The organism is Flavobacterium lindanitolerans, from assembly GCF_002846575.1.
In the GTDB taxonomy this organism is placed as follows: domain Bacteria; phylum Bacteroidota; class Bacteroidia; order Flavobacteriales; family Flavobacteriaceae; genus Flavobacterium; species Flavobacterium lindanitolerans.
In genome coordinates this window covers 919,058-941,769 of sequence record NZ_PJND01000007.1, presented here as the reverse complement: position 1 = coordinate 941,769, position 22,712 = coordinate 919,058, and the positions used below count along the sequence as shown (strand labels likewise).

The window sequence follows — 22,712 nt, the reverse complement described above, 5'->3', positions numbered from 1 at the left end:
GGCGATTGCCCCAAAGCCTAGTTGTCGCTTTGAAACCATTCTGCATAGGATGTTTCTGTTTCCTGTAGTCTCAAAGAATGCAGGGCTATGTTCTCCGGCAATCTGCTTTTGATTTTTTCAGCGAAATCAATCACCATGTTTTCGCTTGTTGGCTGATAACCGACTAAAATCACATGATGCCCCCTATTTCTTAATTGCTCTGCCAATTCAACATGGGGCGTATTTTTATTAAAAACGGTTGCATGGTCAAAAACATCTACAACTTCTTCGCGGACTATTTTTTTCAGGTCCGAAAAATCAATCACCATTCCAAATTTCACGTTGGCAGTATCTGAAATCGGGGTCCCTATTACTGTTACCGACAATTTATAGCTATGCCCGTGCACATTTTTACATTTTCCGTCATAGCCATACAATGCATGTCCTGTTTCGAAACTAAATTGCTTGGTAATTCTGATTTTGCTCATTCTTTTTTATTTCTGCAAATTTAGTTACTTTTTGAATTGGTTCAGGGCATTTCTGCTAAAATCTGACAAAACCAACTTCCCTGAAATTGAAGCTCTTTCATACAAAAGCGTATCCCAATTTTCGGTTCCTTCCCACAGTACTTTTTTCATTTCAGACAAGGCTTCCGGATTATAGGATGCTAGTTTTGAAGTAAAAATTTCCAACTCTTTATCCAAATCTTCTTTTGTTTCAAAAACTTTGGCGTACAGCCCTTTTTCCTGAGCCCAATAGGCATTTTTCCATTCGTGTGCTGCCAAAGTCATTTCGCCTAAAGCGCCCTTACCTATTTTTCTTGAAACGGCCGGTTCAATCACAAAAGGCCCGATTCCGATAGCCAGTTCTGATAGTTTAATAGCGCTGTCTACTGTTGCAAAAGCATAATCGCATGCCGCAGCCAGTCCTACACCACCCCCAACGGCTTTGCCATGAATGCGTCCAACAATCAGTTTGGAGCATTTGCGCATAGCATTGATTACGTTTGCAAAACCCGAAAAGAAGCTGGTTCCTTCCATAAGGTTCGACACGGCCAAAAGCTCATCAAAAGAAGCTCCGGCACAAAATGCCCCATCGCCTTCGCTTTTTAGAATAATCAGATTTACGTCCGGATTGCTGCTCAAATTGTTTAATTCGTCTGTCAGTCTTTGTAATAATTCACTTGGGAAGGAATTACTTGCGGGATGTCCGAATTCAACGGTTGCTATTTTGTTTTCGATAACGGTATATAGTGACCCGTTTAATCTTTGTGTGGTCATAAAAAAATATTTGCAGGTAAAGTTACGCTTTTGCAAAATAAATTCATCGGAAGGTATTTGCTTTTTGAAAATTAATTCCCTTAATTTGCCACATGCTTTGGGGATGTAGCTCACTTGGCTAGAGCGCTTGGCTGGCAGCCAAGAGGTAGTGGGTTCGAATCCCATCTTCTCCACCTGATAGGACAAATCGATATTTTTATTGGTTTGTCCTTTTTTATTTTCATAAAAATTAATCTTCAACAATAAAATGATAATTAAAAAACACGAATTAATCAGGATTATTGAAAGACTTTCGAAAGAGATAGAATTAAATTGTAATGATGATATGTTAATTGACAGTGAAGATTATTACTGGGATATTCAGTCCAAACAACTATACAATCCTAATGAGAAACCTGAGTTAATGCTCGGACAATTGTCAGACGATTGGAATGACCTTAGAAGATTATTGGATAAAGAAAATGTCTCTCTTTCTTATGATTTGAAAAGACTATCATCAATTTTACATTTACTCGAATTTAAACTGGGCAGTGATTGGATTTTACAAGATAATGACAAAATATAATGGATAAGGACACCCAAAACTTAGTACCAAAAAACAAAGAAGACTTAAATTTCATCAATAATTTAAAGCTGAAATCTATTTCTGAAATAAGAGATTTTATTCCACAATTATTAGAGTGGATGCAGGATATGAATTGGCCTCAAGCTCCGTTAATAGCCGATTATTTCTCTCCTTATATTAATGAAATTCAAGAGGAATTGATATCGATTTTGAAAAGTAATGATGAAATATGGAAATATTGGATTCTTCATGGCCTCATATTACATTCTGAGATTACACCTAGTCGGAAAATATTACTCGAAGTAAAAAATATTTACTTAAATGCAACCCCACACGACAAAGAAGCCGAGGTTGATATAATCGCAAGTGAAATATTAGAAAAATACAAGTTGTCTTTTTAATTTTCAATCGATTTAGCCTTAAAAGCTTATTTTACAGCTTATTTCGTAGCTTTGTATAATCCACTCCAAAAAGACAAAAATGGCAATTTTAGTAATAGAAGACGACCAAAGGGTAGCCGAACTCATACAGAGAGGACTTGAAGAACAGGGTTTTACTGTTACTTTAGCCTATGACGGCCTTTCAGGAAAGAAGCTAGGGTTACAAAATAACTACAAGCTGATTATTACAGATATTATTTTGCCAAAAATGGATGGAATTGACGTATGCAGGCAAATACGGGAAACCAAACCCGATATTCCCATTATCATGTTGACAGCACTTGGCACGACAGACGATAAGGTAGAAGGATTTGATGCCGGAGCAGACGATTACCTGGTCAAGCCTTTTGAAATGCGTGAACTGTTGGTGCGTGTCCGGGCTTTGCTAAAACGCAATACCAAAACCGCAAACAGTGTTGGTTTTATTATACGTTTTGCTGACCTTGAAATGAACCTACACACCAAAATTGTGAAACGGGACGGACAGGAAATTAGCCTTACACCAAAAGAATTTAAACTTTTGGAATATCTGATGCACAATCCGGAACGGGTGTTATCTCGTATTGAAATTGCAGAAAAAGTATGGGATACCCATTTTGATACCGGCACCAATTTTATTGATGTCTACATCAATTATCTGAGAAAAAAAATCGACCGGGATTTTGAAAAGAAACTCATACACACCAAATCAGGAATGGGATTTATTTTGAAGGCAGAATAATGAAAATCAGAACGCGTCTCACTTTACTATTCACCCTAATTACAGCAACAATTCTACTGGTCTTTGCTGCGGTTATTTATTTTACTGCCAAGGAAAACAGGGAAAAGGAGTTTTATTCCTTATTAAAAAAAGAAGCCATTACCAAAGCCAATCTTTTTTTAAATGCCCGAGTTGACAAACAAACCTTGCAGGAAATCTACCATAGCAACCGAAAGATATTAAATGAAGTAGAAGTTGCTATTTATGACCCTTCCTTTGATTTGCTTTATCATGATGCTGTTGACATTGATTATGTGAAAGAAACCAGGCAGATGATAAATGAAATTAATCAAAAAGGAGAAATCAGCTTTTACCAGCAGGATTGGCAGGTTATCGGGCTTCGGTATGAATTTCAGAATAGCTATTATATAGTTACCGCCACAGCTTATGACCAAAATGGTTATGTCAAACTTAATAATCTGTTTAAGACTATCGTTGTTGTTTTTATCATTTCTGTCCTGTTTATCTACATTGCCGGGCGTTTCTTTTCAAAAAAAGCATTTGGCCCTGTAAAGGAAATGACCGAAAAGGCAGCAAACATTTCTGCCACCAATCTTGACTTGCGCCTAATGAGCAACGGAAGCAAAGACGAACTTTCAGAACTGGCCAACACATTCAACGAAATGCTTGACAGATTAGAAAATTCTTTTGAAGCACAAAAACACTTTGTTTCCAATATTTCCCATGAATTAAGAACGCCACTTGCGGCCATTATTGCCGAACTGGAACTGTCAACCCATAAAGACCGCACTATCAATGAATATAAAAATGCCATAACCAATGCGCTGTCTGACGCCCAAAAATTGGTACGCCTTTCCAACAGCCTGTTGGATTTGGCAAAAGCGAGTTACGACCCATCCGAAATTACTTTTAAGCCTGTCCGTATAGATGAAATATTATTGGATGCCCGATTACAGGTACAGCAGGCAAATCCTGATTACAGAATTGATATCCACTTTGAAAGTGATTTTGAGAATGATGACCAGATATCTGTAAACGGCAATGAATATCTTTTAAAAGTGGCTTTTGCCAACCTGTTTGAAAACGGCTGCAAATTTTCAAATGACAAACAGAGTACCGTTTCTTTTTCTTATGGCGATGGAAAAATCCTGTTACGATTCGCAGACAAAGGCATTGGTATTTCGAAAAAAGACATTGAGAATATCTTTACTCCGTTTTATAGAGGCGAAAATAAAAAATATGCCGACGGAAACGGCATTGGCCTTTCGCTTACACAAAAAATCATAACACTTCATAAAGGCACTATCAGCGTAAAGTCTGAAAATCCCGGAACTGCCTTTACGATTGAACTGGCCCACATTTAGCCTTTCTAATAAAATTCTAATTTTTTTCTATTGATTCTCTAACGGCTCTTTCCATTGAGAATGAAGATTTTTGTGTCAGCAAAAAGCACAATGATTTTTCATCTTAAACCGGAATAGCCGCGGCACCTCTTTTTGTACCCGACTTCGTTTGAGGGATTGATTTTTTGCTTGCAGATAAGTAAATATACGCCAATGACCCTTTTAAGTTTTTCTATACGCCTGTTATTTGCGCTTGTATTTGGCGCCTCCATCGGCATTGAACGACAGTGGCGTCAAAAAAGCGCAGGACTTCGCACCAATACTTTGGTGTCATTAGGTTCTGCTGCCTTTATCCTGCTTTCGGTTTCGCTGACAGATGTGGCGGGTGACCCAAGCCGTATTGCGGCGCAAATTGTAACCGGTATTGGTTTTCTGGGCGCAGGTGTAATAATGAAAGACGGTCTGAGCGTACAAGGTTTAAACACAGCCGCCACTATTTGGTGTTCTGCAGCTGTAGGTTCACTTTGTGGTTTGGGATTATTTGCACAGGCAGGTATTGTTACGGCTGCGATTATGCTTACGCATATGCTTCTCCGCCCGCTTGGACAAAAGTTGAGCTTGCTCACATTCATAAAATCAAACAATATACAAACGGACTATCTGTTCACTATTAAATGCAAAACTGAAGTAGAAAATCAGATTCGCGTATTGCTGATGCAGATGCTCGGAAACGAGGACAAACTATTATTAAAATCATTAACCAGTAATGACACAGAGGATATAAACCAGGTAACAATAACCGCAGAGATTAAATCTGCCACACCCCAGGACAACCTGATAGAAAAAACGGCAAGCCGTCTCACTATCGAGGAAAAAGTAATTAAAGTAAGTTGGGAGATTACGGGAACACAATCAGACCTATAGCAATAGTTTCAGCCATGCAGAGATATCCTTCTCCCAACTTTTTTACTTCAATATTTAGCAATACCACAATACTTATTCATCAAACAAATAAAAAGCCCAATGATGACAAGTTTAAAAAAGAAGATAAAAAACCCGCTTCATTCCGTAATCAATTCAAACGGAATGAATATGGGAACCGTCACTAAACTGCAAAATGCATCCAGCCAGGACGACAAGTTTGTTTATGCCATGCTGGAAACCAGTGAAAAAGGAATAACAGATACTACTGCGGAGGAACGTAGACTGAAATTCGGAATCAATGAATTACAGCACCAGAAAGCACCAAAGCGGCTTATGCAGCTATTGAAAGCATTTGCCAATCCTTTTATTTACATACTACTGGTCATTGCTGTTGTTTCCTTTGTTATTGATGTTTGGTTGCCGTCTGTAGAAGACCGCGATTTCAAAACTGTCATCGTAGTTTCCGTTATGATTCTGGTAAGTGCTCTTTTACGTTTCGTACAGGAATACCGAAGCAATTCAGCAGCCGAAAAACTAAAGAGTATGGTAAAGACCACTGCTACCGTATTCAGAAAGTTTACAGGTAAAAAAGAAATCCCTATCAGTGAATTGGTTCCCGGAGATATTGTATACCTGTCTGCCGGTGATATGATTCCTGCCGACTGCCGCATCATACAGAGCAAAGACCTTTTTGTAAGCGAAAGTATGCTTACAGGCGAGGCACTGCCTGTTGAAAAAAGTCATTTCCCTATACGGAATGCAGAAAAAAAGCAGCCTACAGAGCTCAATAATGTCTGTTTTATGGGTACAAATGTAGTAAGCGGTTCTGCTACAGCAATTGTTGTTGCCACCGGCAGCTATACTTTTTTTGGAAGCATTAGCAGGTCTATTGTGGGAGAACGTCCCGAAACCAGCTTTGACAAAGGGATTAACAAGGTCAGTTTCTTACTTATCCGCTTTATGCTCGTGATGGTTCCGCTTATTTTTTTAATCAACGGATTACTGAAAAATGATTGGGCAGAAGCTTTGCTTTTTGCTATTGCCATAGCGGTAGGTCTCACACCTGAAATGCTGCCTATGATAGTGACAGCCAACCTTGCAAAAGGCGCTGTAACCATGAGCAGACATAAGGTAATTGTAAAACGTCTGAACTCCATCCAAAACATTGGAGCTATGGATATTCTTTGTACAGACAAAACCGGAACCCTGACATTGGATAAAATCGTACTGGAAAAACACCTGAATGTTTACGGAATAGAAGACGATGAAGTCCTGAAATGGGCCTATCTCAACAGCTATCATCAAACAGGCCTTAAAAACCTGATGGATGAAGCCGTATTGGAACACGCCGATTTGCATGACTATCTGAAGGTAGAAGAACAATATATTAAAGTTGACGAAATTCCTTTCGATTTTCAACGCAGACGAATGTCTGTCGTATTGAAAACGCACAATGGCAAACACCTTCTTATTACCAAAGGAGCCGTTGAAGAAATGCTGGAGCTATGCACGAATGCTTTTGACCCCGGAGATGACCGCAGCCTTCACATAGAAAACGACTCTGTCGTGCCTATGGACGATATGATGCGAAAAACCGTATTGAACACTTCTAAAAAAATGAATGAAGAAGGATTGCGGGTTTTGCTGGTTGCTATTCGTGAATTTGACAGTTCTCATCCTCTCACCTATTCCGTTCAGGATGAGAACCAGCTTACCTTAACAGGTTTTATTGGCTTCCTTGACCCCGCAAAACCATCTGCAAAACCTGCAATTGAAGCCCTGCAGAAATTAGGTGTAGGCATAAAAGTACTTACGGGCGACAATGAAATCGTGGCAAAAAAGATTTGCAATGATGTGGGCATTCCTGTCCAACACGTCGTCAACGGTATTGATTTGGAAAAAATGACTGATGATGAACTATTACAGCAAATTGATACGGTTTCTGTATTCGCCAAACTAAATCCTTTGCAAAAAGTAAGAGTCGTAAAAGCCTTGCGGGGCAAAGGACATACAGTTGGTTTTATGGGTGATGGTATTAATGATGCCGCAGCGTTAAAAGAATCAGATGTGGGTATCAGTGTAGATACAGCCGTGGACATTACGAAAGAAAGTGCCGATATTATTTTGCTCGAAAAAGATTTGATGGTATTGCGCAAAGGTGTAATCTATGGAAGGCGGACCTTTGGAAATATCATTAAATACATCAAGATGACGGCCAGTAGTAATTTTGGTAATATGTTCAGTATGTTGGGAGCAAGTATGTTCTTACCATTCCTGCCTATGTTACCCGTACACCTGCTGGTTCAAAACCTGCTTTATGATATTTCACAAATTTCGATTCCGTGGGACAAAATGGATGAAGAATTTATCCGGAAACCCAAAAAATGGGATGCCGGTAGCGTATCCAGATTTATGCTTTTTATTGGCCCGATAAGCTCCATCTTCGATTTTGCCACGTTTGCCGTTATGTTTTTCGTTTTTAAGGCCAATATTCCGGAACATCAGACGCTTTTCCAAAGCGGCTGGTTTGTAGAAGGCCTGCTTTCACAAACACTTATCATACACATGATACGTACAAGAAAGGTTCCTTTTATACAAAGCTGGGCGGCAACTCCGGTAGTAGCCTTAACTTCTCTGATTATGGTTATAGGCATCCTTATTCCTTTTTCACCTTTTGCAGCAGCATTAAAAATGCAGCCTCTGCCATTAAGCTATTTTCCATGGCTTATAGGCATCCTGACGTGCTATTGCCTGCTTACGCAATTAGTAAAAAACTGGTTCATTAAAAAATTCAATTCCTGGCTTTAATACAGGTATTTATAGCAAAAACACCAAAAGTCATCGAAATGGCTTTTGGTGTTTTGCATTTTATTTTACCGGTTCCCTTAAAATAGTTTTGAGTTTGCTCTGTTCGGTCTTATTGAAATCTGACAGGTATATTTCGTGGTGCAGTCCATTTTTTTGAAAGCCATTTTCTTCTATAACTTTTCTCATTTCCTGTAGTGTTTCAATTTCTTTCGAAAATGGCCCAACATGCAACATCTGGACAGATTTTCCCTCATTCATCCGAAAAAACTCGATTTCTTTTACAAGTTCCATTTTCTTTTTCGCGAAAGCCGCCTGAATTGCCTGGTCAATATCATTTTCTGACACATATTCCGGCATCCGTATTAGCAAGCGATATTCCCATTCGCTCCTGGCAATTGCTTTTGGTGCTTCATCCATAGTAATCCCTACAAATTTTCTTTCGTCATACCACCACAGTCCTTCCAGTTTTGAAACCGTAAAATCCTTGCCCTGCTGTTTGAACATAAATTTGATGGTATAGGCAGTTGTATAAAGCGCCTGTATCTTTTCTGAAAAACTTTTTTCGGAAGGGTCGCCCTTGCCGGTTAATGAAATAAATTGAGCCGGTTCTATCTCAACAATTTCAGGTTTGGTTTTAGAAGCAAAATAGGTTTTATACTTCTTTGTTAAATCTAACTTTTCCATTTTGGCTGTCGTTTTTTGATTAGTATTCCACAAAATAAAACTACACCAGTGACAACCCTATGGCAACAGGTTTTCAGTTTAACAATTAATTGCAATAATCCTAAAAACTAAAAGTCCCTAATCTTTCGAAAAGGGACTTTTTTAAACTAATTGTAAATCATTTATTTCTTCACAAACTTTGCAGTTGCTCCGGATTCGGAACGAATAAAATACATTCCTGAAGCCAGTGAGCTTACGTCAATACTATTGTTTCCAGACTTTAAAGTCTCCTTTTGTATTGTTTTTCCTGTCATATCAGCAATTGTAACATCTGTTGCTTCATTCAATTGGATAAACAGACGGTCTGTTACCGGATTCGGATAAATTTTCAATCCGTCTTTTATGAATGTGTCCACACCTAAATTCGTTATCTGAACACAATTTGAAGTTGCGGAGCATCCGTTTTGAGTCACGATTACCGCATACGAACCATTTCCACTTGCCGTGTAAGAAGCATTGGTTGCTCCGTTTATAGGTTGATTGTTCACACAATTAATCCACTGATAGGTAGCTCCCGTTGCAGATGCGGTTATCGTACTTCCCTGTAATGTTGTTGCAGTATTTACCAAATTAACAACAACTGTCATCGTCGCTGTCGTAACACATTGACCCGTTGTAGGTGTAAAAGTATACGTTGTGGTTGCTGTATTGTTTATTGCCGGACTCCACACACCTCCAATTCCGTTATTGGAAACTGTTGGCAGTGTGAATGTATTACCGGAACAAACCGGTGCAATCTGCGTAAATGCAGGAACAGTTGGAGCAGTAACATTCATGGTAATTGTATTGCTCGTAACGTTAGTTGGGGAAGCACAGGCCGCATTACTTACCATTACACAAGAAACAGTACTTCCGTTTGCAAGTGTAGTAGTTGTATAAGTTGGGCTATTTGTACCAACGTTATTGCCATTGACTTTCCATTGGTAAGAAGGCGTTGTTCCTCCATTAACAGGTGTTGCCGTAAAAGTAACGCTTGTTCCCTGGCAAATGGAAGTCTGTGATGCATCAATTGTTACTGCTGGAGTACAAGCTACCGGAGGCGGTCCTACCAAACAGATAGTAAAAGGAAGCGTAGTTATAGCTGTATTAGGATTTAATACGCGAACATAATAGGTTCTGCCTATAACAAGATTGTTATTCGTAAAAGTTGTAAAATTCGTGCCTGATGGAAGACACTGAAGCCTATTTCCGGTACAGCTTTCCTCATAAATTTCCATGGCGAAATACATCGTTGAATTTGTTGTTGCTCTTGACACCGTAACAGTCATCGTCTGACCTGTAGCAGTAAATTTATACCATACGTCCTGGCTACTGGTGTTAGCACAGGAAGGAACTGCTCCATCCAATAAGGCTCCCCTGAATGTACCGGAAACGTTTACGCAGGTATTATTTGGTGTAAGTTCTATGGCTGTGGCACAACTGTCATTTGCAGGTTTTGGGAAAGACTGGACACAGATATTGAAAGCCAAAGTAGTCAGTTGAGTACCCGGATTCAGTACGCGCACATAATACGTCCTGCCAACCACGAAGTCCGTATTGAAATAGCCTACACCATTCGTACTCGATTCGATACACTTGAAACGGTTGCCCGTGCAGCCGTCCTCATAGATTTCCATCGCAAAATACATCGTAGCGTTTGCCGTTGCCCTATTAACGGAAACGGACATGGTCTGTTCCGTTGCCGTAAAACGGTACCAAACGTCCTGGCTGCTGTTGGCCGCACAGGAAGAAACCGGTCCGTCAAACATAGACCCGCTAAAAGTGCCAACGGTATCTACACAATTAGCATTAGGCGTAAGCTGTGTGGCCGTAGCGCAACTGTCGTTCGCAGGTTTTGGGAAAGAACGGACACAGATATTGAAGGCCAACGTAGTCAGCTGAACACCCGGATTCAGTACGCGCACATAATACGTCCGGCCAACCACAAAGTCATTATTGAAATAGCCGACACCGTTGGTACTCGGTTCGATACACTTGAAACGGTTGCCCGTGCAGCCGTCCTCATAGATTTCCATCGCAAAATACATCGTAGCGTTTACCGTTGCCCTATTAACGGAAACGGACATGGTCTGTTCCGTTGCCGTAAAACGGTACCAAACGTCCTGGCTGCTGGTGTTAGCGCAGGAAGAAACCGGTCCGTCAAACATAGACCCGCTAAAAGTGCCAACGGTGTCTACACAATTAGCATTAGGCGTAAGCTGCGTGGCCGCAGCGCAACTGTCATTTGCAGGTTTTGGGAAAGAACGGACACAGATATTAAAGCCGAGCGTACTAAGGTCAGAACTCGCGTTAAGGACACGCACGTAATAGGTCCTGCCTATAACAAAGTCATTATTGAAATAGGTAGACACATTCGTGGTCCATGCCACACACTTGAATAAGTTTCCAGTGCAACCGTCCTCGTAGATTTCCATCGCAAGATACATCGTAGCGTTTGCCGTTGCCCTATTAACGGAAACGGACATGGTCTGTTCCGTTGCCGTAAAACGGTACCAAACGTCCTGGCTGCTGGTGTTAGCGCATGCAGGAGCTGCTCCGTTCAAAAGCGATCCGCTAAAAGTGCCAACGGTATCCACGCAGGAAGTACCCGGCGTGAGCTGTACTGCCGCAGCACAACTGTCGTTTGCAGGTTTTGGGAAAGAACGGACGCAGATATTGAAACCTTGCGTACTAAGGTCGGAGCTCGCGTTAAGGACACGCACGTAATAGGTCCTGCCTATAACAAAGTCATTATTGAAATAGGTAGACACATTCGTGGTCCATGCCACACACTTGAATAAGTTTCCAGTGCAACCGTCCTCGTAGAGTTCCATTGCAAGATACATTGTCGAGTTCGTTGACGCCCTGGACAGGTTAACGGACATGGTCTGTTCCGTTGCCGTAAAACGGTACCAAACGTCCTGGCTGCTGGTGTTAGCGCATGCAGGAGCTGCACCACTAAGAGTTGCACCGTTAAATGTGCCACTTACATTGACACAATTAGCGTTTGGAGTTAATTGTATTGCATTCACACATTCATCATTGGCTTTGGAGGAAACGTGCCAAAAAAGAATAAAAAACAGTAAAAGGTGTTTCATAAAAGTATATTGATTTTGATTGTTGATTCACGTCGGTAAATTTAGATTTCCAGTCTTAATCGGCTATGCAACCATGTTGCTATATTGTGTACTATTGTTGCATCTGCAAAAAAATTATTGATTTTTAAGCACTTGGCTCGGACTTTTCCCAAAGTACTCCGTAAAGGATTTTGTAAAATAGGACTGGCTGTTGAAACCGCATTTGTAGGCAATTTCAGTAATGTTTCCCTCGTTATTAAGCAACAGATCTTTGGCTTTTTCAAGTCGGATCATGCTGATAAAATTAGTTGTGGAGAACCCTGTCAGCGCAACTAATTTTCGGTGGAGCTGGCTTCTGCTGACAGACATATTATCAGAAAGCTCATTAACGGAATAGTTTTGATTATCTATATTATCCAAAATATGACCAATGACTTTATTGACATAGGAATTTGGACTTTTAACTCTTTCTTCAAATACTTTTTCCGAATGTATGGCTTCTTTATAGGCTTCTTTATTCCTTTGTACGGTATTGAAAAGGTTTTTTATCGTCAGCTTCAGCTCATCTGGCGAAAACGGTTTTGAAATATACGCATCGGCTCCATGCTGCAATCCTTCCAAACGGCTTTCCAATGATGCTTTTGCAGAAAATAATACAAACGGCAAATGATTTGTCAATTCTTCAGACCTGATTGTCGAAAGCAATTCGATACCGTCTTTTTCCGGCATCATAACATCCGAAAGAACAATATCGGGCAAATTCTTGCGAATTAAATCAAGAGCCTCTTGTCCGTTTTTAGCATGGATTATTTGAAAGTTTTCTTTTAAGACAGCTATGCTGAAAGCTGCCGTATCCGCGTCATCTTCAGCGAGAAGAAGGATTGGCATGCTCTCATTCGCAATTCCGGCATCTGTATGATTTACAGCTTCCTGTATTGGAAGGGAAACAAGGAATGTAGTTCCCGAAGAATCGCTTTGAAGATGAATAGTTCCTTGAGCCAATTCTACCAATTCTTTAACAAGAGAAAGGCCTATTCCCGTTCCATTGGTGTCTGAAGTCTGATTTCCTCTGAAAAAACGACGAAATACTTTTTTCTGTTCTCCTTTCGGAATTCCAGGACCCGTATCGCTTACACGAATGTTTAATCTGCCTCCTTCTATCTGTGATGCCACTTGAATTTTTGCTTTTGGAGGGCAGTATTTCACAGCATTCCCGATAAGATTGGAAAGGATTTTTTCCAAAGCATTAGATGGAAGCGAATAATGTTTTTCTACATTATTCTTAGCATGCGTAATTTGTATGTCTTTAGATTTTGCTTCATTAGCAAAAGTGTCAATCGTATTTTCGATAAAATCATCAACCGCACCGTTGGTATAATGTAGTTGGAAACTGCCTCTGCCCAATTTTGACGCATCAAGCAATTCGGTAACCAGACTCATTAATTTTTTAGAATTTCGTTCCATCAGACTAAGCTGTTCTTCATTCGAACTATCAGAACGCTGTTTCATAACCTGGATAGGGCCATCAATAAGCGTAAGAGGTGTCTTGATTTCATGCAGGATATTTTCAAACATCCTAAGTTTTTCCTTTTCAAATTTTTGGGTAATCTTTCTTCTTTGGAAAATCAAATAGGTAATAAATCCGCCAATCAAAAACAGCAAAGCAGAACCATATAACAAAGCGGTTTGTTGATTCTTTGCTTTTTCCGCCTCATGTTTGTGCAGTTGGATTGCCTTTTCTTTTTTCTCGCTTTGGTACTTGATTTCGAGTTCTTCAATCTCTTTTTGTTTTGCTACCGAAAAAAGGCGTTGGCGGGTTTCATTTTCCAGTTTTTTATAGTGGTAGGCATTTTTAAAATCTCCCATCGATTCATACAAAATGCCAATTCTTTCATATAATGCAGGTTTATATTGGTCTTCCGGCCGCAGATCATTTACCGCAATTGCACGCTTCATGTACTCAACAGCTTTAGCATTATTTTTCTTATCCATATAATAATCTCCCAAATTCTGGTAGGTAGTCATCATATTGAGATAGTCTTTGTTTTTTTGAGAAATTTCGAGACCTTTTTCAAAATAATAAACGCATGAGTCTGATTTTGTCCCTTGATAAGCTGCCCCAAGAGAATTATAAACAGTGCTCAAATACTTTTCCTGCTTATTTTTGAGTAGTATTTTTTCTGCGTCCTTAAGCGTGTGTATCGCTTCGCCAAACGATTGGTTTATAATCTGCAAAGCGGCAAGATTAGCCGCTATAAAGGAATAATAATGATAATCATTTGCCTCTTTTTTAGCCTGGGCAGCCTGCTGAAGATAGTATTCTGCTTTTTTGAGGTCATTCATCGCAAAATAACAGGTTCCAATACCGTTGTAGATATTTCCAGCTAATGATTTTTCGTTATGTTTTTCTGCCAGTTTAAGCCCCTCCTGATAGGTAGCAATCGCTTCCTTCATTTTGTTTTGCTTTTGGTAGGATTCCGCGATAAGGGCAAAAGAACGGATTACAATCGCATGATTATTTATCTTTTTGCCTATTTTTTGGGCAACCTGACTGTAATAAAGACAAGAATCCTGATTGGTTGGTAAAAAATATTTTGCAAGTTCAAGATTCAGTTCACTTTTGCGCAGCCCATCTGCTTTTTTAATTAATGTGTGTAAAGAATCTGCAGTATTCTGGCTTTTCATCTGTTGGGGGAAAACAATAGAAAAGACAATGATAAAGTAAAAAGCAAACTTTGCCATAGGGTTGGGGGCTTGATTAAGTTTTTGAATTGTCTACAAATGTATAGAAATTCATCATATTTCCTATTTTTCAAGCGTTAAAGCAGCAGTATCGTTAGAAATTTTAATAAAAAATGACCTTAGAAGAAATGAATCACAAAATATTTACGCCTCTCTTTCGATTCTAATTATATCTATTATTTCTTAGCCCTTAATGACAGGTAATAATGCCATAACAGCATAGTTGCAACCGTGCGGAAAGGTTGCCAATTGGCCGCCTTTTCTATTAGAATCTCCCGGGAAGTTTCTTTGGGCATGTTTTTCAATTGCTTAAGGGCGTTTACTGCCGCCAGGTCTCCTATTGGAAAAATATCGGAACGTTTCAGTACAAAAATCAGGTAAATATCAATCGTCCAGTTGCCAATACCTTTTAACTGGCTCAATATAGTCCGAATGGTTTCGTCAGACTGTGTTTCCAACAGCTGCAAATCAATTTGTTTATCCAGAAGTGCCTGAGCCAAATGTTTGACATAAGCTGTTTTTTGTCGGCTAAAATAACAAGCCCTGAGTTCTTCATCAGACAAAGACAGGATGCGTTCGGGTGTAATTTCACCCACATACGCTCTCAACTTGTTAAGGGCTGCCAATGCCGAAGTGATTGAAACCTGCTGTTCCAGTATGATGTGCACCAACGTTTCAAAAGTATTGGGCCGCGACCAAAATGGCGGATAATCGTATTGGTCGAGAATATTTTTGATATCCTGATCTTTTGCGGCAAGACTGTCGCATAGGCTCCGGAATTCGGAGGGTGTAAACTGGCTGAACTCCATAACAACTACTACTGTAATAAAGTATAAAGCTAATCACTTTTAGAATAGCTTGCCACATAAATACCGGAAACAGAGTCAATGCCTGGATATCAGGCAACACCACTGGCAACCAACGGCACCCCTTTAATGGCTGTCCCGGCCTTGGCATTGATGTTTAATTCGATGATTTCGGAAGTATAAAAGTCAAAAAGGAATATTTTTTCAAAACCGGATGAAAAGGCAGCTGTTTTTATAGTTTCATCAATCAGAAACGACCTGCAGTTGTTATCAACAGCACTCAATACTATTACCAGCCATTGCCTTTGGTCTGATTGCAACAAATAGTTCTGGTCTATGGCCCTCTGTATGTCTTCATAACTGCATTCTAAAATCCTGAAATCCCGATTTACAATTCGGAATTCGGACGAAGGTAGTTTTCGGATGCGTTCGACATATTTGTACAATATGACATCTCCTTTGATTCCTGAAATAATCTCGCTTTTGAGTTTCAGGATTTCTGCAGCATCAAAATTGGCTTCCGGATTGCGGAACTCCACATTATAGAGCGCTCTGTAACGGTCTCCAAGTTCCGAAAATTCTGTTTCGATTTCTGAAAGAATTTTTGAGATGGCGTTTTCTTTTGGTGTAAGAAATAAATCCGACGTCGCCACACTGATTTTATCAATCCTGCCATCAGAATCTTCCAATTGGAGTTCCCCTTTTTGTGTAATGGTAGTTCCCTGGTCATACAGGTCTGCAAATTTCCACAAATCGACAATTGCTTTGATTTGTTGTTCTTTGGCGCAGGCTTCCTGTTTTGAACTCTCGATGGCTGTAATCCAGCGCTCTATTGCTTGGACCGATTTCATAACTTTTTTATTTCAAAAGTAGAAGGAACATAAAAGCTCCCCGGTTTTTTTATACCAACACAAACTTATTTTATACAAAAACCGTTATTTAATAGATTTATGGCTAAAACAGGCAAAAAACCTTTTCGTATAATTAAAATGGGGGTTGGTATAAATTAATTGGGTAGTGTCCTTTTTTAGTCTTATTTCGTACCGTTAAAATATAGAACCTTGAAAGACAATTGTTTTCAAAATAATTTCATCAAATTCCTGATTGACCCCAAGTATAGGGTATGGAGGCATCTGTCTATTATTATATACATTATTGCATTTTCATACGATTCGGGAGAAATCAAAGAGTATAGTGGCGATTTTCACTATTATGTAAAATGGTTGTGGATTGCCTACTTCTTGGCAATGGTCTACATCAATATGTATGTACTGATTCCGAAGCTTTTATTTAAAGGGGAATATGTTACTTATCTGGTCTGTCTGGTACTGCTGATAGTATGCAGTTTTATACTCGTAAAAAACGGCCTGAATTATTTTGAGCAATACCGCATTACGCCCCGAAAGGTTTTTACCAGTTTCTTCCGGGAAATCCTGGCCACCTCCAACCTGCTTACTATTTTGGTTTTTTCATCCACTTCCATCAAACTGTTTCAGCAATGGGCCCGTGATACGGAACGTATTATTGAACTGGAAACCAATTCCCTTCAACTGGAACTCAAGGAATTAAAAAACCAAATCAATCCGCACTTTCTTTTCAATATGCTGAACAATGTCAACGTACTCGTTAAAAAAAATCCGGAAAAGGCTTCAACCGTTATTATGAAACTGTCCGATTTTCTTCGTTATCAACTGTATGACAACAACCAGCCTTCGGTTTTGCTTTTATCGGAAATACAATTCCTGAACGATTTTATGGAACTTGAAAAAATTCGTCGTGACGACTTTAATTTCAGGCTCACAATTGAAAACGAAGACAGTAACAGCAACATGATTTCACAGTTGGTACTTCCTCCCAACCTCTTCACGACATTTATAGAGAATGCCATTAAACATAGTGCCGATTTGGACCATCCTTCCAAAATAGACATTACTTTCAAAATTTATAAAAAAGAACTTGTTTTTACGTGTTCCAACACTAAACCTGCAGAGCCCATCGACGAACAGCATAAAGGAGGATTGGGGCTTGCAAATATCAAACGCAGGTTAGATTTGCTCTATGCGAAGGATTATAAACTGGATATTAATGACGACGATAAACAATATACCGTAACCTTAACACTGCCAATATGAACTGTATAATCGTTGATGACGAACCTCTTGCCAGAGAGGGCATGCTCCTGCTTCTGCAGGATATTCCTGAATTGAATGTGATTGGGTGTTTCAATGGCCCTAAAAAAGCGCGGGAATTCATGCTGGAAAATACAGTTGACCTGATTTTTCTCGACATACAGATGCCGGGAATCAACGGATTGGAGTTTGCAGAATCGATTCCGGAACAAACCCTCATTATATTTACTACAGCCTATTCGCAATATGCTTTGAAAAGTTATGAGGTTGACGCCATTGATTATCTGGTAAAGCCAATCATTAAAACCCGTTTGGAGAAATCGATTAAAAAAGCATTTGCTTATCGCGAATTGCTGTCCGGAAAGGAGGAAAAAAGCACGCTGGAAAGTCTCGAAACCGACTTTATGCTCATAAAATCAGAACGCAAATTCCACAAATTACTTTTTAGGGATATACTTTATATCGAAGGACTAAAGGATTATGTCGTGATTTATGTCAACGACAGCAAGATTATCACTGCCATGAACCTTAAAACCATCTCACAGCACCTTCCGGAAGTGCAGTTCATCCGCGTCAGCAAATCGTATATGGTCAATGTACAGCATATTGATTCTTTTGACAACCATACTATTTATATCAAAACTTCTGAAATTCCGATTGGCGAAGTATTCCGAAAAAAATTCCTGGAACAGTATCTCGGAAAGAACATTTCGGACAGATTATAACAACAACCGTTAAAAACATGCTATGAAATCAAAAATTTTGCCTTTTGCAATACTGCTATGCGTATTTGCCAAAGCACAAGAAAAAGAACAATTAAAAGAAAACGTCAAAGCGGCCGTAACCGAGAGGTTTCCGTCTACCCGCTTTCTGGACTTCCAGTACCAGCAATACCTGCCAACCGATTTTGATTCCGAATTATTCGACAGTGCTTTCGAGGAAGGAGAAATCAAAAACCATTATCGATTCAACGCCAATTCCAATTTTGTCGTGTTTTCAAAACCCAGATGGAGTATTACTACTTCGCTCAATTACAAATACGAAGCCTTTGAATTGAATGATGTGGAAAACGTAGCCGGTGATGCTATTGCTCCTTATGACAAAAAAATAGATTTTCACTACCTGTCTGCAACACTAAGTTTTACTTATTTCGCCCGATTATTTAATAAACCTTTTATTTATAATGCCAGCCTTACTGCAGATGGTAGCGAAAAAGATATTGAGCGGTTAAAAGGTTTTATTGGTGCAACAATTATTCTGAAAAAAACAGAAAGAACCACGATTGGAGTTGGAGCACTTGTTTTTATAGACCCGGCTTCTCCGGTTCCGGTTGCTCCTACTTTTATGATGGAGCACCGATTCCAAAACTCACCCTGGATATTGGACCTGATTTTACCGCAAAGGCTGTTATTCCACAGGCCGGTATCTGAAAACGGAAAATTTTCTATAGGAACAGAACTCAACGGTGATGGTTTTTATGTCTACAACAATAATGTGCCGAGCTTTGCAGACGTGTACGATTACCGTATTTTAGAACTTCGTTCCGGCCTGACCTATGAGCATCATATCAACAAGACAATCATCGCAACATTCAAGACCGGATTGTCTACCGTTTTTAATTCAAGACTATCCGAAAGAGGAGAAAACACAAACGATTATATTTTTTCGACCAAACAAGACGGCACGGGTTATTTCAACATAGGAATTTCTTTTATGCCTGACTTCAAAAAGAAGAAAAACTAGGTTTATTTCATCACTTTCATAAATATTTCTTTGATTAGGGCAATCTCGTCTGCGTAGATTGTCTTTTTTCTTGTAGCAAAATGAAGCGTGTTTTTGAGAGGTACTTTTCCCTCCCATATCATCTTGATTTGGCCGCTATCAATATCTTTCTTACACAAAAAATCCGGTATTACTGCCAATCCCTGACCACTGCTAAGACAACGCACGATAGAATTTAAGTTGGGCACGATATAGTTCGGGCGAAAGTCAGGATATTTATTGAAGTTCAATTGCCAGAACCTTCTCAAATGTTCCATATCTCCGGTTGTACCATACCACTTTTGCTGCTTCAGCCATAATTCAACGGCTTCAAAATCACCTGCTTCTTCCAAGGCCTGAAATGTCTGTACGTCTGTTTCATTGCCACCCACCAGCACTATGGTTTCAGATGAAAAAGGCTGGTAATCGATTCCGCTTTTTGGAACCATTTGCGGCGTGATGATAATGTCCAAGATTCCTTTTTCAAGATTTTCTACCATTTCGGGGTATTCTCCAAATTGAATGATTACATTAAATGGTAAGGTCGCAATATATTGCTCCAACGTAATCTGGAACGTTTCGAAACACATCCCCACACTAATAGTAGGTGTGTGCTTTTCCGTGCTGCGTTGGAAATTCTTTTCGGCCTCTTCCAGTTTTGTCAACGCTTCTATAATAAAATTATAAAGCACTTTCCCTCTTTCCGTTGGAACCATTTTACGTCCCGTACGGTCAAACAGCTTATATCCGACATAGTTTTCCAGCGAACTCAAATGCAGACTCACTCCGGGCTGTGAAATAAACAGTACTTCGGCAGCTCCGGTTAGTGTTCCTGATTTATATACGGCTTTAAATGTCCTGTACCATTCCAGATTTACCATGATTTAACTATTATAATTATGATACAAAGGTATGAATTATGTTATTTTAATAATAGATAATATCACCCTAAATTTGCATCATCAAATGAATTACTACAATCATGAAAAAGATATTTATAATCAATGGCGGTCAAAAATTTGGCCATTCCGGTGGTAGATTCAACGAAACTATTGCACAGGAAACCTTTAATTTTTTTAAAAACAATCCCCATTTTGAAGTGCGTATGACCAATATCAACGACAACTATAACCCAGCCGAAGAAGTAGAGAAATTTGTCTGGGCCGATGTTGTCATCTACCACACTCCTATCTGGTGGTTCCAGCTTCCACACACTTTTAAGCAATACATCGATGTTGTATTTACAGAAGGCCATGCTACCGGAATTTACCATAGCGACGGCCGTTCTTCAACAAATCCAACTGTCAATTATGGAACTGGCGGAATGCTTCATGGCAGAAAGTACATGCTCACCACTTCCTGGAACGCTCCAAAAGAAGCCTTTACACTTCCTGACGAATTTTTCCAGCAGAAAAATGTAGATGAAGGTGTTATGTTTGGTTTCCACCGCATGAATGCTTTTACAGGAATGGTTCCTTTGGAAGGCATACATTTTCACGACATCGAAAAAAATGCCGACGTAGAAAGGGACATCGCATTGTATAATGAACACCTGAACAACATCTTTTTAAACTAATCCTCATGATATATCTGACAGCAATAGTAAAAAGCAAACCGGAACATAATGATGCCGTAAAATCATTACTGATGAACATGGCGGTTCATTCCAAAAAGGAAACAGCCTGTCTTCAATATGACCTGCACCAAAACAGCACAGAGCCTAATATTTTTGTTTTCCATGAAATCTGGAACGATGAAAAAGGACTCGAAGCACACAACAGCCAGCCCTATATTCAGGAGTTTGTCAAAGCATCTGAAACTCTTTTGGAAGACAATGTCATTATATATAAAACACAAAAAATAGGATAAAAATGGAATATAGAAAACTGGGAAATTCTGATTTGGAGCTTTCAGCCATCACGTATGGTGCCTTTGCAATTGGCGGCACCATGTGGGGAGGCAATGAAAAACAGGATTCCATCAAAGCCGTGCATGCTTCATTAGACCATGGAGTTACTTCATTAGATACCGCTCCATTTTACGGAATGGGACTAAGTGAAGAATTAATAGGCGAAGCTATCAAAGGAAAGAGCCGTGATAAAATACAGCTTCTTACCAAATTCGGATTGGTTTGGGACGGAAGTAACAACGGAAAAGGAGATTATTTTTTTGATGCTGAAAGCAACGGAAAAACCTTTCCGGTATATAAATATGCTTCAAAGGCAAATATTGTTAAAGAGTTGGAAGAAAGCTTAAAACGTTTGGGCACAGATTATATCGACCTGCTCCAAATTCACTGGCCGGATTCAACAACTCCTATTGATGAAACGATGGAAACACTGAATCTTCTTATCGAACAGGGAAAAATTCGTGCCGCCGGTGTCTGCAATTATGACCTCACCCAACTAAAAGAAGCCCAAAAAACAATCCGATTAGCATCAAATCAGGTTCCTTTTAGCATGCTGAATCGCGCTATCGAAAATGAAATCGTTCCATATGTGCTCGAAAACAATATTGGTATTATTGCTTACAGTCCAATGGAAAGAGGTCTGTTGACAGGGAAGTATTTCAAGGAGGCCAAGCTGAAAGCTGACGACCACAGAAATGGCTATTTTGGACAATTTTCTGCCGGTAATGTCAAAGCATTTCTCGACAAAATCGAACCGATTGCTCAAAGCAAAAATGTTTCCTTATCGCAGCTTGTTTTACGCTGGACGACATTGCAACAAGGAATCAGCGTGGTTTTGGCCGGAGCCAGAAACGCAACCCAGGCCATCGAAAATGCAAAATCTGTTGATGTATCCATTCATCCAACAGAGATGCAATTCATTAACGATGCCATCAGTCAGATTTAATATTCTAAACCTGAAACATTCCATTGTAATACTATAATGGAAATGCCTCTTCAGAGTTGTAAATTTACCTGTCTTACTCTATTGTAAGATGGGTAATTTTATTTTTATAAAACATGATTTTTATCATAAAAGGCTGATACAATGTATACTTACCTTTACAGTATAAATTTTAAAGCATCTTATCATGAAAACATACAATGATTATCTGACAGGTTATAAAAGAGGTTTTATTGGCTTTACCACATTGAGTGTTCTTGCTCAAAGTTGTCTTGGTGCTATTGCTGCCATGTTTATTCTTATGGGCGGTACATCAATCTGGCACATGATACAGTTATTCTTCGTAACCATATTCTGTATGGGATTTAACGCAGCAGTATTGTCACAGCAAAAACCAAAATTTGTATTCGCATTTCTTATTGTCAGCGTTTCTTTTAGTATTTTCTTTTCTCTTCTGAATATACATTACCTATTTGCATAAACTAAGAATAGCGAAGTTAATTACATTTCGTATATTTGTCCTCTCAAATCAATAGAAGATAACGTGTAAAAAATAATTTCTTTCCGATAATTAAAAATGACG

At 39.3% G+C, this 22,712-nt stretch carries 21 protein-coding genes and 1 tRNA gene; 14 read left to right on the top strand and 8 right to left on the bottom strand.

Features of this window, described 5'->3' with window-relative positions; genetic code table 11:
• Positions 1-17 precede the first annotated feature (17 nt).
• On the bottom strand, positions 18-467 hold the full coding sequence (locus B0G92_RS04160) for a 6-pyruvoyl trahydropterin synthase family protein (protein WP_101471192.1): 450 nt from the start codon (positions 465-467) through the stop codon (positions 18-20).
• A gap of 24 nt (positions 468-491) precedes the next feature.
• Complete coding sequence (locus B0G92_RS04155) at positions 492-1,259, bottom strand: enoyl-CoA hydratase/isomerase family protein (RefSeq protein ID WP_101471191.1); 768 nt, start codon at positions 1,257-1,259, stop codon at positions 492-494.
• A 99-nt stretch (positions 1,260-1,358) separates the two neighbouring features.
• Between B0G92_RS04155 and B0G92_RS04150 the strand changes: the two genes are divergently transcribed.
• From B0G92_RS04150 to mgtA, 7 genes are all read left to right on the top strand, one after another.
• A tRNA-Ala gene (locus tag B0G92_RS04150) sits at positions 1,359-1,432 on the top strand.
• Between the two features lie 74 nt (positions 1,433-1,506).
• Positions 1,507-1,824 carry a hypothetical protein gene (locus tag B0G92_RS04145; RefSeq protein ID WP_101471190.1) on the top strand — a complete coding sequence of 106 codons (318 nt, stop codon included), beginning with the start codon at positions 1,507-1,509 and terminating at the stop codon, positions 1,822-1,824.
• Positions 1,824-2,225 carry a DUF5071 domain-containing protein gene (locus B0G92_RS04140; RefSeq protein ID WP_101471189.1) on the top strand — a complete coding sequence of 134 codons (402 nt, stop codon included), beginning with the start codon at positions 1,824-1,826 and terminating at the stop codon, positions 2,223-2,225. The genes B0G92_RS04145 and B0G92_RS04140 overlap by 1 nt, the downstream gene beginning before the upstream one ends.
• Positions 2,226-2,304: 79 nt before the next feature.
• A complete protein-coding gene (locus tag B0G92_RS04135; protein WP_056067840.1) occupies positions 2,305-2,985 on the top strand; it encodes a response regulator transcription factor in 681 nt (226 codons plus the stop codon).
• Positions 2,985-4,349, top strand: a complete 1,365-nt coding sequence (locus B0G92_RS04130) for a sensor histidine kinase (protein ID WP_101471188.1) — start codon at positions 2,985-2,987, stop codon at positions 4,347-4,349. The genes B0G92_RS04135 and B0G92_RS04130 overlap by 1 nt, the downstream gene beginning before the upstream one ends.
• A gap of 192 nt (positions 4,350-4,541) precedes the next feature.
• Positions 4,542-5,252 (top strand): MgtC/SapB family protein, encoded by a 711-nt coding sequence (locus tag B0G92_RS04125; RefSeq protein ID WP_101471187.1) that lies wholly within the window; start codon positions 4,542-4,544, stop codon positions 5,250-5,252.
• A 99-nt stretch (positions 5,253-5,351) separates the two neighbouring features.
• A complete protein-coding gene (gene mgtA / locus B0G92_RS04120) occupies positions 5,352-8,060 on the top strand; it encodes a magnesium-translocating P-type ATPase (RefSeq protein ID WP_101471186.1) in 2,709 nt (902 codons plus the stop codon).
• Positions 8,061-8,120: 60 nt separating this feature from the next.
• Here mgtA and B0G92_RS04115 read toward each other — a convergent pair whose 3' ends face one another.
• The 5 genes from B0G92_RS04115 to B0G92_RS04095 form a co-directional block, all read right to left on the bottom strand.
• Complete coding sequence (locus B0G92_RS04115) at positions 8,121-8,744, bottom strand: GyrI-like domain-containing protein (protein ID WP_101471185.1); 624 nt, start codon at positions 8,742-8,744, stop codon at positions 8,121-8,123.
• 161 nt (positions 8,745-8,905) lie between these two features.
• Entirely contained in the window at positions 8,906-11,860 is a 2,955-nt protein-coding gene (locus tag B0G92_RS04110) for a T9SS type A sorting domain-containing protein (RefSeq protein ID WP_101471184.1), read from the bottom strand.
• A gap of 114 nt (positions 11,861-11,974) precedes the next feature.
• A complete protein-coding gene (locus B0G92_RS04105; RefSeq protein ID WP_101471183.1) occupies positions 11,975-14,581 on the bottom strand; it encodes a hybrid sensor histidine kinase/response regulator transcription factor in 2,607 nt (868 codons plus the stop codon).
• Positions 14,582-14,757: 176 nt separating this feature from the next.
• Entirely contained in the window at positions 14,758-15,390 is a 633-nt protein-coding gene (locus B0G92_RS04100) for a DNA-3-methyladenine glycosylase family protein (protein ID WP_101471182.1), read from the bottom strand.
• A gap of 89 nt (positions 15,391-15,479) precedes the next feature.
• Positions 15,480-16,238 carry a hypothetical protein gene (locus B0G92_RS04095; RefSeq protein WP_101471181.1) on the bottom strand — a complete coding sequence of 253 codons (759 nt, stop codon included), beginning with the start codon at positions 16,236-16,238 and terminating at the stop codon, positions 15,480-15,482.
• A 210-nt stretch (positions 16,239-16,448) separates the two neighbouring features.
• Between B0G92_RS04095 and B0G92_RS04090 the strand changes: the two genes are divergently transcribed.
• From B0G92_RS04090 to B0G92_RS04080, 3 genes are read left to right on the top strand one after another with little or no spacing between them, the layout of a single operon-like run.
• Positions 16,449-17,519, top strand: a complete 1,071-nt coding sequence (locus tag B0G92_RS04090) for a sensor histidine kinase (protein ID WP_101471180.1) — start codon at positions 16,449-16,451, stop codon at positions 17,517-17,519.
• Positions 17,516-18,241, top strand: a complete 726-nt coding sequence (locus B0G92_RS04085) for a LytR/AlgR family response regulator transcription factor (protein WP_056067814.1) — start codon at positions 17,516-17,518, stop codon at positions 18,239-18,241. The genes B0G92_RS04090 and B0G92_RS04085 overlap by 4 nt, the downstream gene beginning before the upstream one ends.
• Before the next feature lie 22 nt (positions 18,242-18,263).
• A complete protein-coding gene (locus tag B0G92_RS04080) occupies positions 18,264-19,259 on the top strand; it encodes a hypothetical protein (RefSeq protein ID WP_101471179.1) in 996 nt (331 codons plus the stop codon).
• 2 nt (positions 19,260-19,261) lie between these two features.
• On the opposite strand, the gene B0G92_RS04075 is transcribed toward B0G92_RS04080, so the two are convergent.
• Positions 19,262-20,158, bottom strand: a complete 897-nt coding sequence (locus B0G92_RS04075; RefSeq protein WP_056067809.1) for a LysR family transcriptional regulator — start codon at positions 20,156-20,158, stop codon at positions 19,262-19,264.
• 101 nt (positions 20,159-20,259) lie between these two features.
• Here B0G92_RS04075 and B0G92_RS04070 point away from each other — a divergent pair, with 101 nt between their 5' ends.
• The 4 genes from B0G92_RS04070 (at position 20,260) to B0G92_RS04055 (ending at position 22,610) form a co-directional block, all read left to right on the top strand.
• The gene (locus B0G92_RS04070; protein WP_101471178.1) at positions 20,260-20,853 is read left to right on the top strand and encodes an NAD(P)H-dependent oxidoreductase; all 594 of its coding nucleotides are present in this window, start codon (positions 20,260-20,262) and stop codon (positions 20,851-20,853) included.
• Between the two features lie 5 nt (positions 20,854-20,858).
• Entirely contained in the window at positions 20,859-21,146 is a 288-nt protein-coding gene (locus B0G92_RS04065) for a putative quinol monooxygenase (protein WP_101471177.1), read from the top strand.
• Positions 21,147-21,148: 2 nt separating this feature from the next.
• Positions 21,149-22,132 carry an aldo/keto reductase gene (locus tag B0G92_RS04060; RefSeq protein ID WP_101471176.1) on the top strand — a complete coding sequence of 328 codons (984 nt, stop codon included), beginning with the start codon at positions 21,149-21,151 and terminating at the stop codon, positions 22,130-22,132.
• 184 nt (positions 22,133-22,316) lie between these two features.
• Complete coding sequence (locus B0G92_RS04055; RefSeq protein ID WP_101471175.1) at positions 22,317-22,610, top strand: hypothetical protein; 294 nt, start codon at positions 22,317-22,319, stop codon at positions 22,608-22,610.
• Positions 22,611-22,712 lie beyond the last annotated feature (102 nt).

Bases quoted from the DNA above. Each gene is read 5' to 3' on its own strand.
- B0G92_RS04160 (WP_101471192.1), bottom strand. From the start codon at position 467: ATGAGCAAAATCAGAATTACCAAGCAATTTAGTTTCGAAACAGGACAT.
- B0G92_RS04155 (WP_101471191.1), bottom strand. From the start codon at position 1,259: ATGACCACACAAAGATTAAACGGGTCACTATATACCGTTATCGAAAAC.
- B0G92_RS04145 (WP_101471190.1), top strand. From the start codon at position 1,507: ATGATAATTAAAAAACACGAATTAATCAGGATTATTGAAAGACTTTCG.
- B0G92_RS04140 (WP_101471189.1), top strand. From the start codon at position 1,824: ATGGATAAGGACACCCAAAACTTAGTACCAAAAAACAAAGAAGACTTA.
- B0G92_RS04135 (WP_056067840.1), top strand. From the start codon at position 2,305: ATGGCAATTTTAGTAATAGAAGACGACCAAAGGGTAGCCGAACTCATA.
- B0G92_RS04130 (WP_101471188.1), top strand. From the start codon at position 2,985: ATGAAAATCAGAACGCGTCTCACTTTACTATTCACCCTAATTACAGCA.
- B0G92_RS04125 (WP_101471187.1), top strand. From the start codon at position 4,542: ATGACCCTTTTAAGTTTTTCTATACGCCTGTTATTTGCGCTTGTATTT.
- mgtA (WP_101471186.1), top strand. From the start codon at position 5,352: ATGATGACAAGTTTAAAAAAGAAGATAAAAAACCCGCTTCATTCCGTA.
- B0G92_RS04115 (WP_101471185.1), bottom strand. From the start codon at position 8,744: ATGGAAAAGTTAGATTTAACAAAGAAGTATAAAACCTATTTTGCTTCT.
- B0G92_RS04110 (WP_101471184.1), bottom strand. From the start codon at position 11,860: ATGAAACACCTTTTACTGTTTTTTATTCTTTTTTGGCACGTTTCCTCC.
- B0G92_RS04105 (WP_101471183.1), bottom strand. From the start codon at position 14,581: ATGGCAAAGTTTGCTTTTTACTTTATCATTGTCTTTTCTATTGTTTTC.
- B0G92_RS04100 (WP_101471182.1), bottom strand. From the start codon at position 15,390: ATGGAGTTCAGCCAGTTTACACCCTCCGAATTCCGGAGCCTATGCGAC.
- B0G92_RS04095 (WP_101471181.1), bottom strand. From the start codon at position 16,238: ATGAAATCGGTCCAAGCAATAGAGCGCTGGATTACAGCCATCGAGAGT.
- B0G92_RS04085 (WP_056067814.1), top strand. From the start codon at position 17,516: ATGAACTGTATAATCGTTGATGACGAACCTCTTGCCAGAGAGGGCATG.
- B0G92_RS04080 (WP_101471179.1), top strand. From the start codon at position 18,264: ATGAAATCAAAAATTTTGCCTTTTGCAATACTGCTATGCGTATTTGCC.
- B0G92_RS04075 (WP_056067809.1), bottom strand. From the start codon at position 20,158: ATGGTAAATCTGGAATGGTACAGGACATTTAAAGCCGTATATAAATCA.
- B0G92_RS04070 (WP_101471178.1), top strand. From the start codon at position 20,260: ATGAAAAAGATATTTATAATCAATGGCGGTCAAAAATTTGGCCATTCC.
- B0G92_RS04065 (WP_101471177.1), top strand. From the start codon at position 20,859: ATGATATATCTGACAGCAATAGTAAAAAGCAAACCGGAACATAATGAT.
- B0G92_RS04060 (WP_101471176.1), top strand. From the start codon at position 21,149: ATGGAATATAGAAAACTGGGAAATTCTGATTTGGAGCTTTCAGCCATC.
- B0G92_RS04055 (WP_101471175.1), top strand. From the start codon at position 22,317: ATGAAAACATACAATGATTATCTGACAGGTTATAAAAGAGGTTTTATT.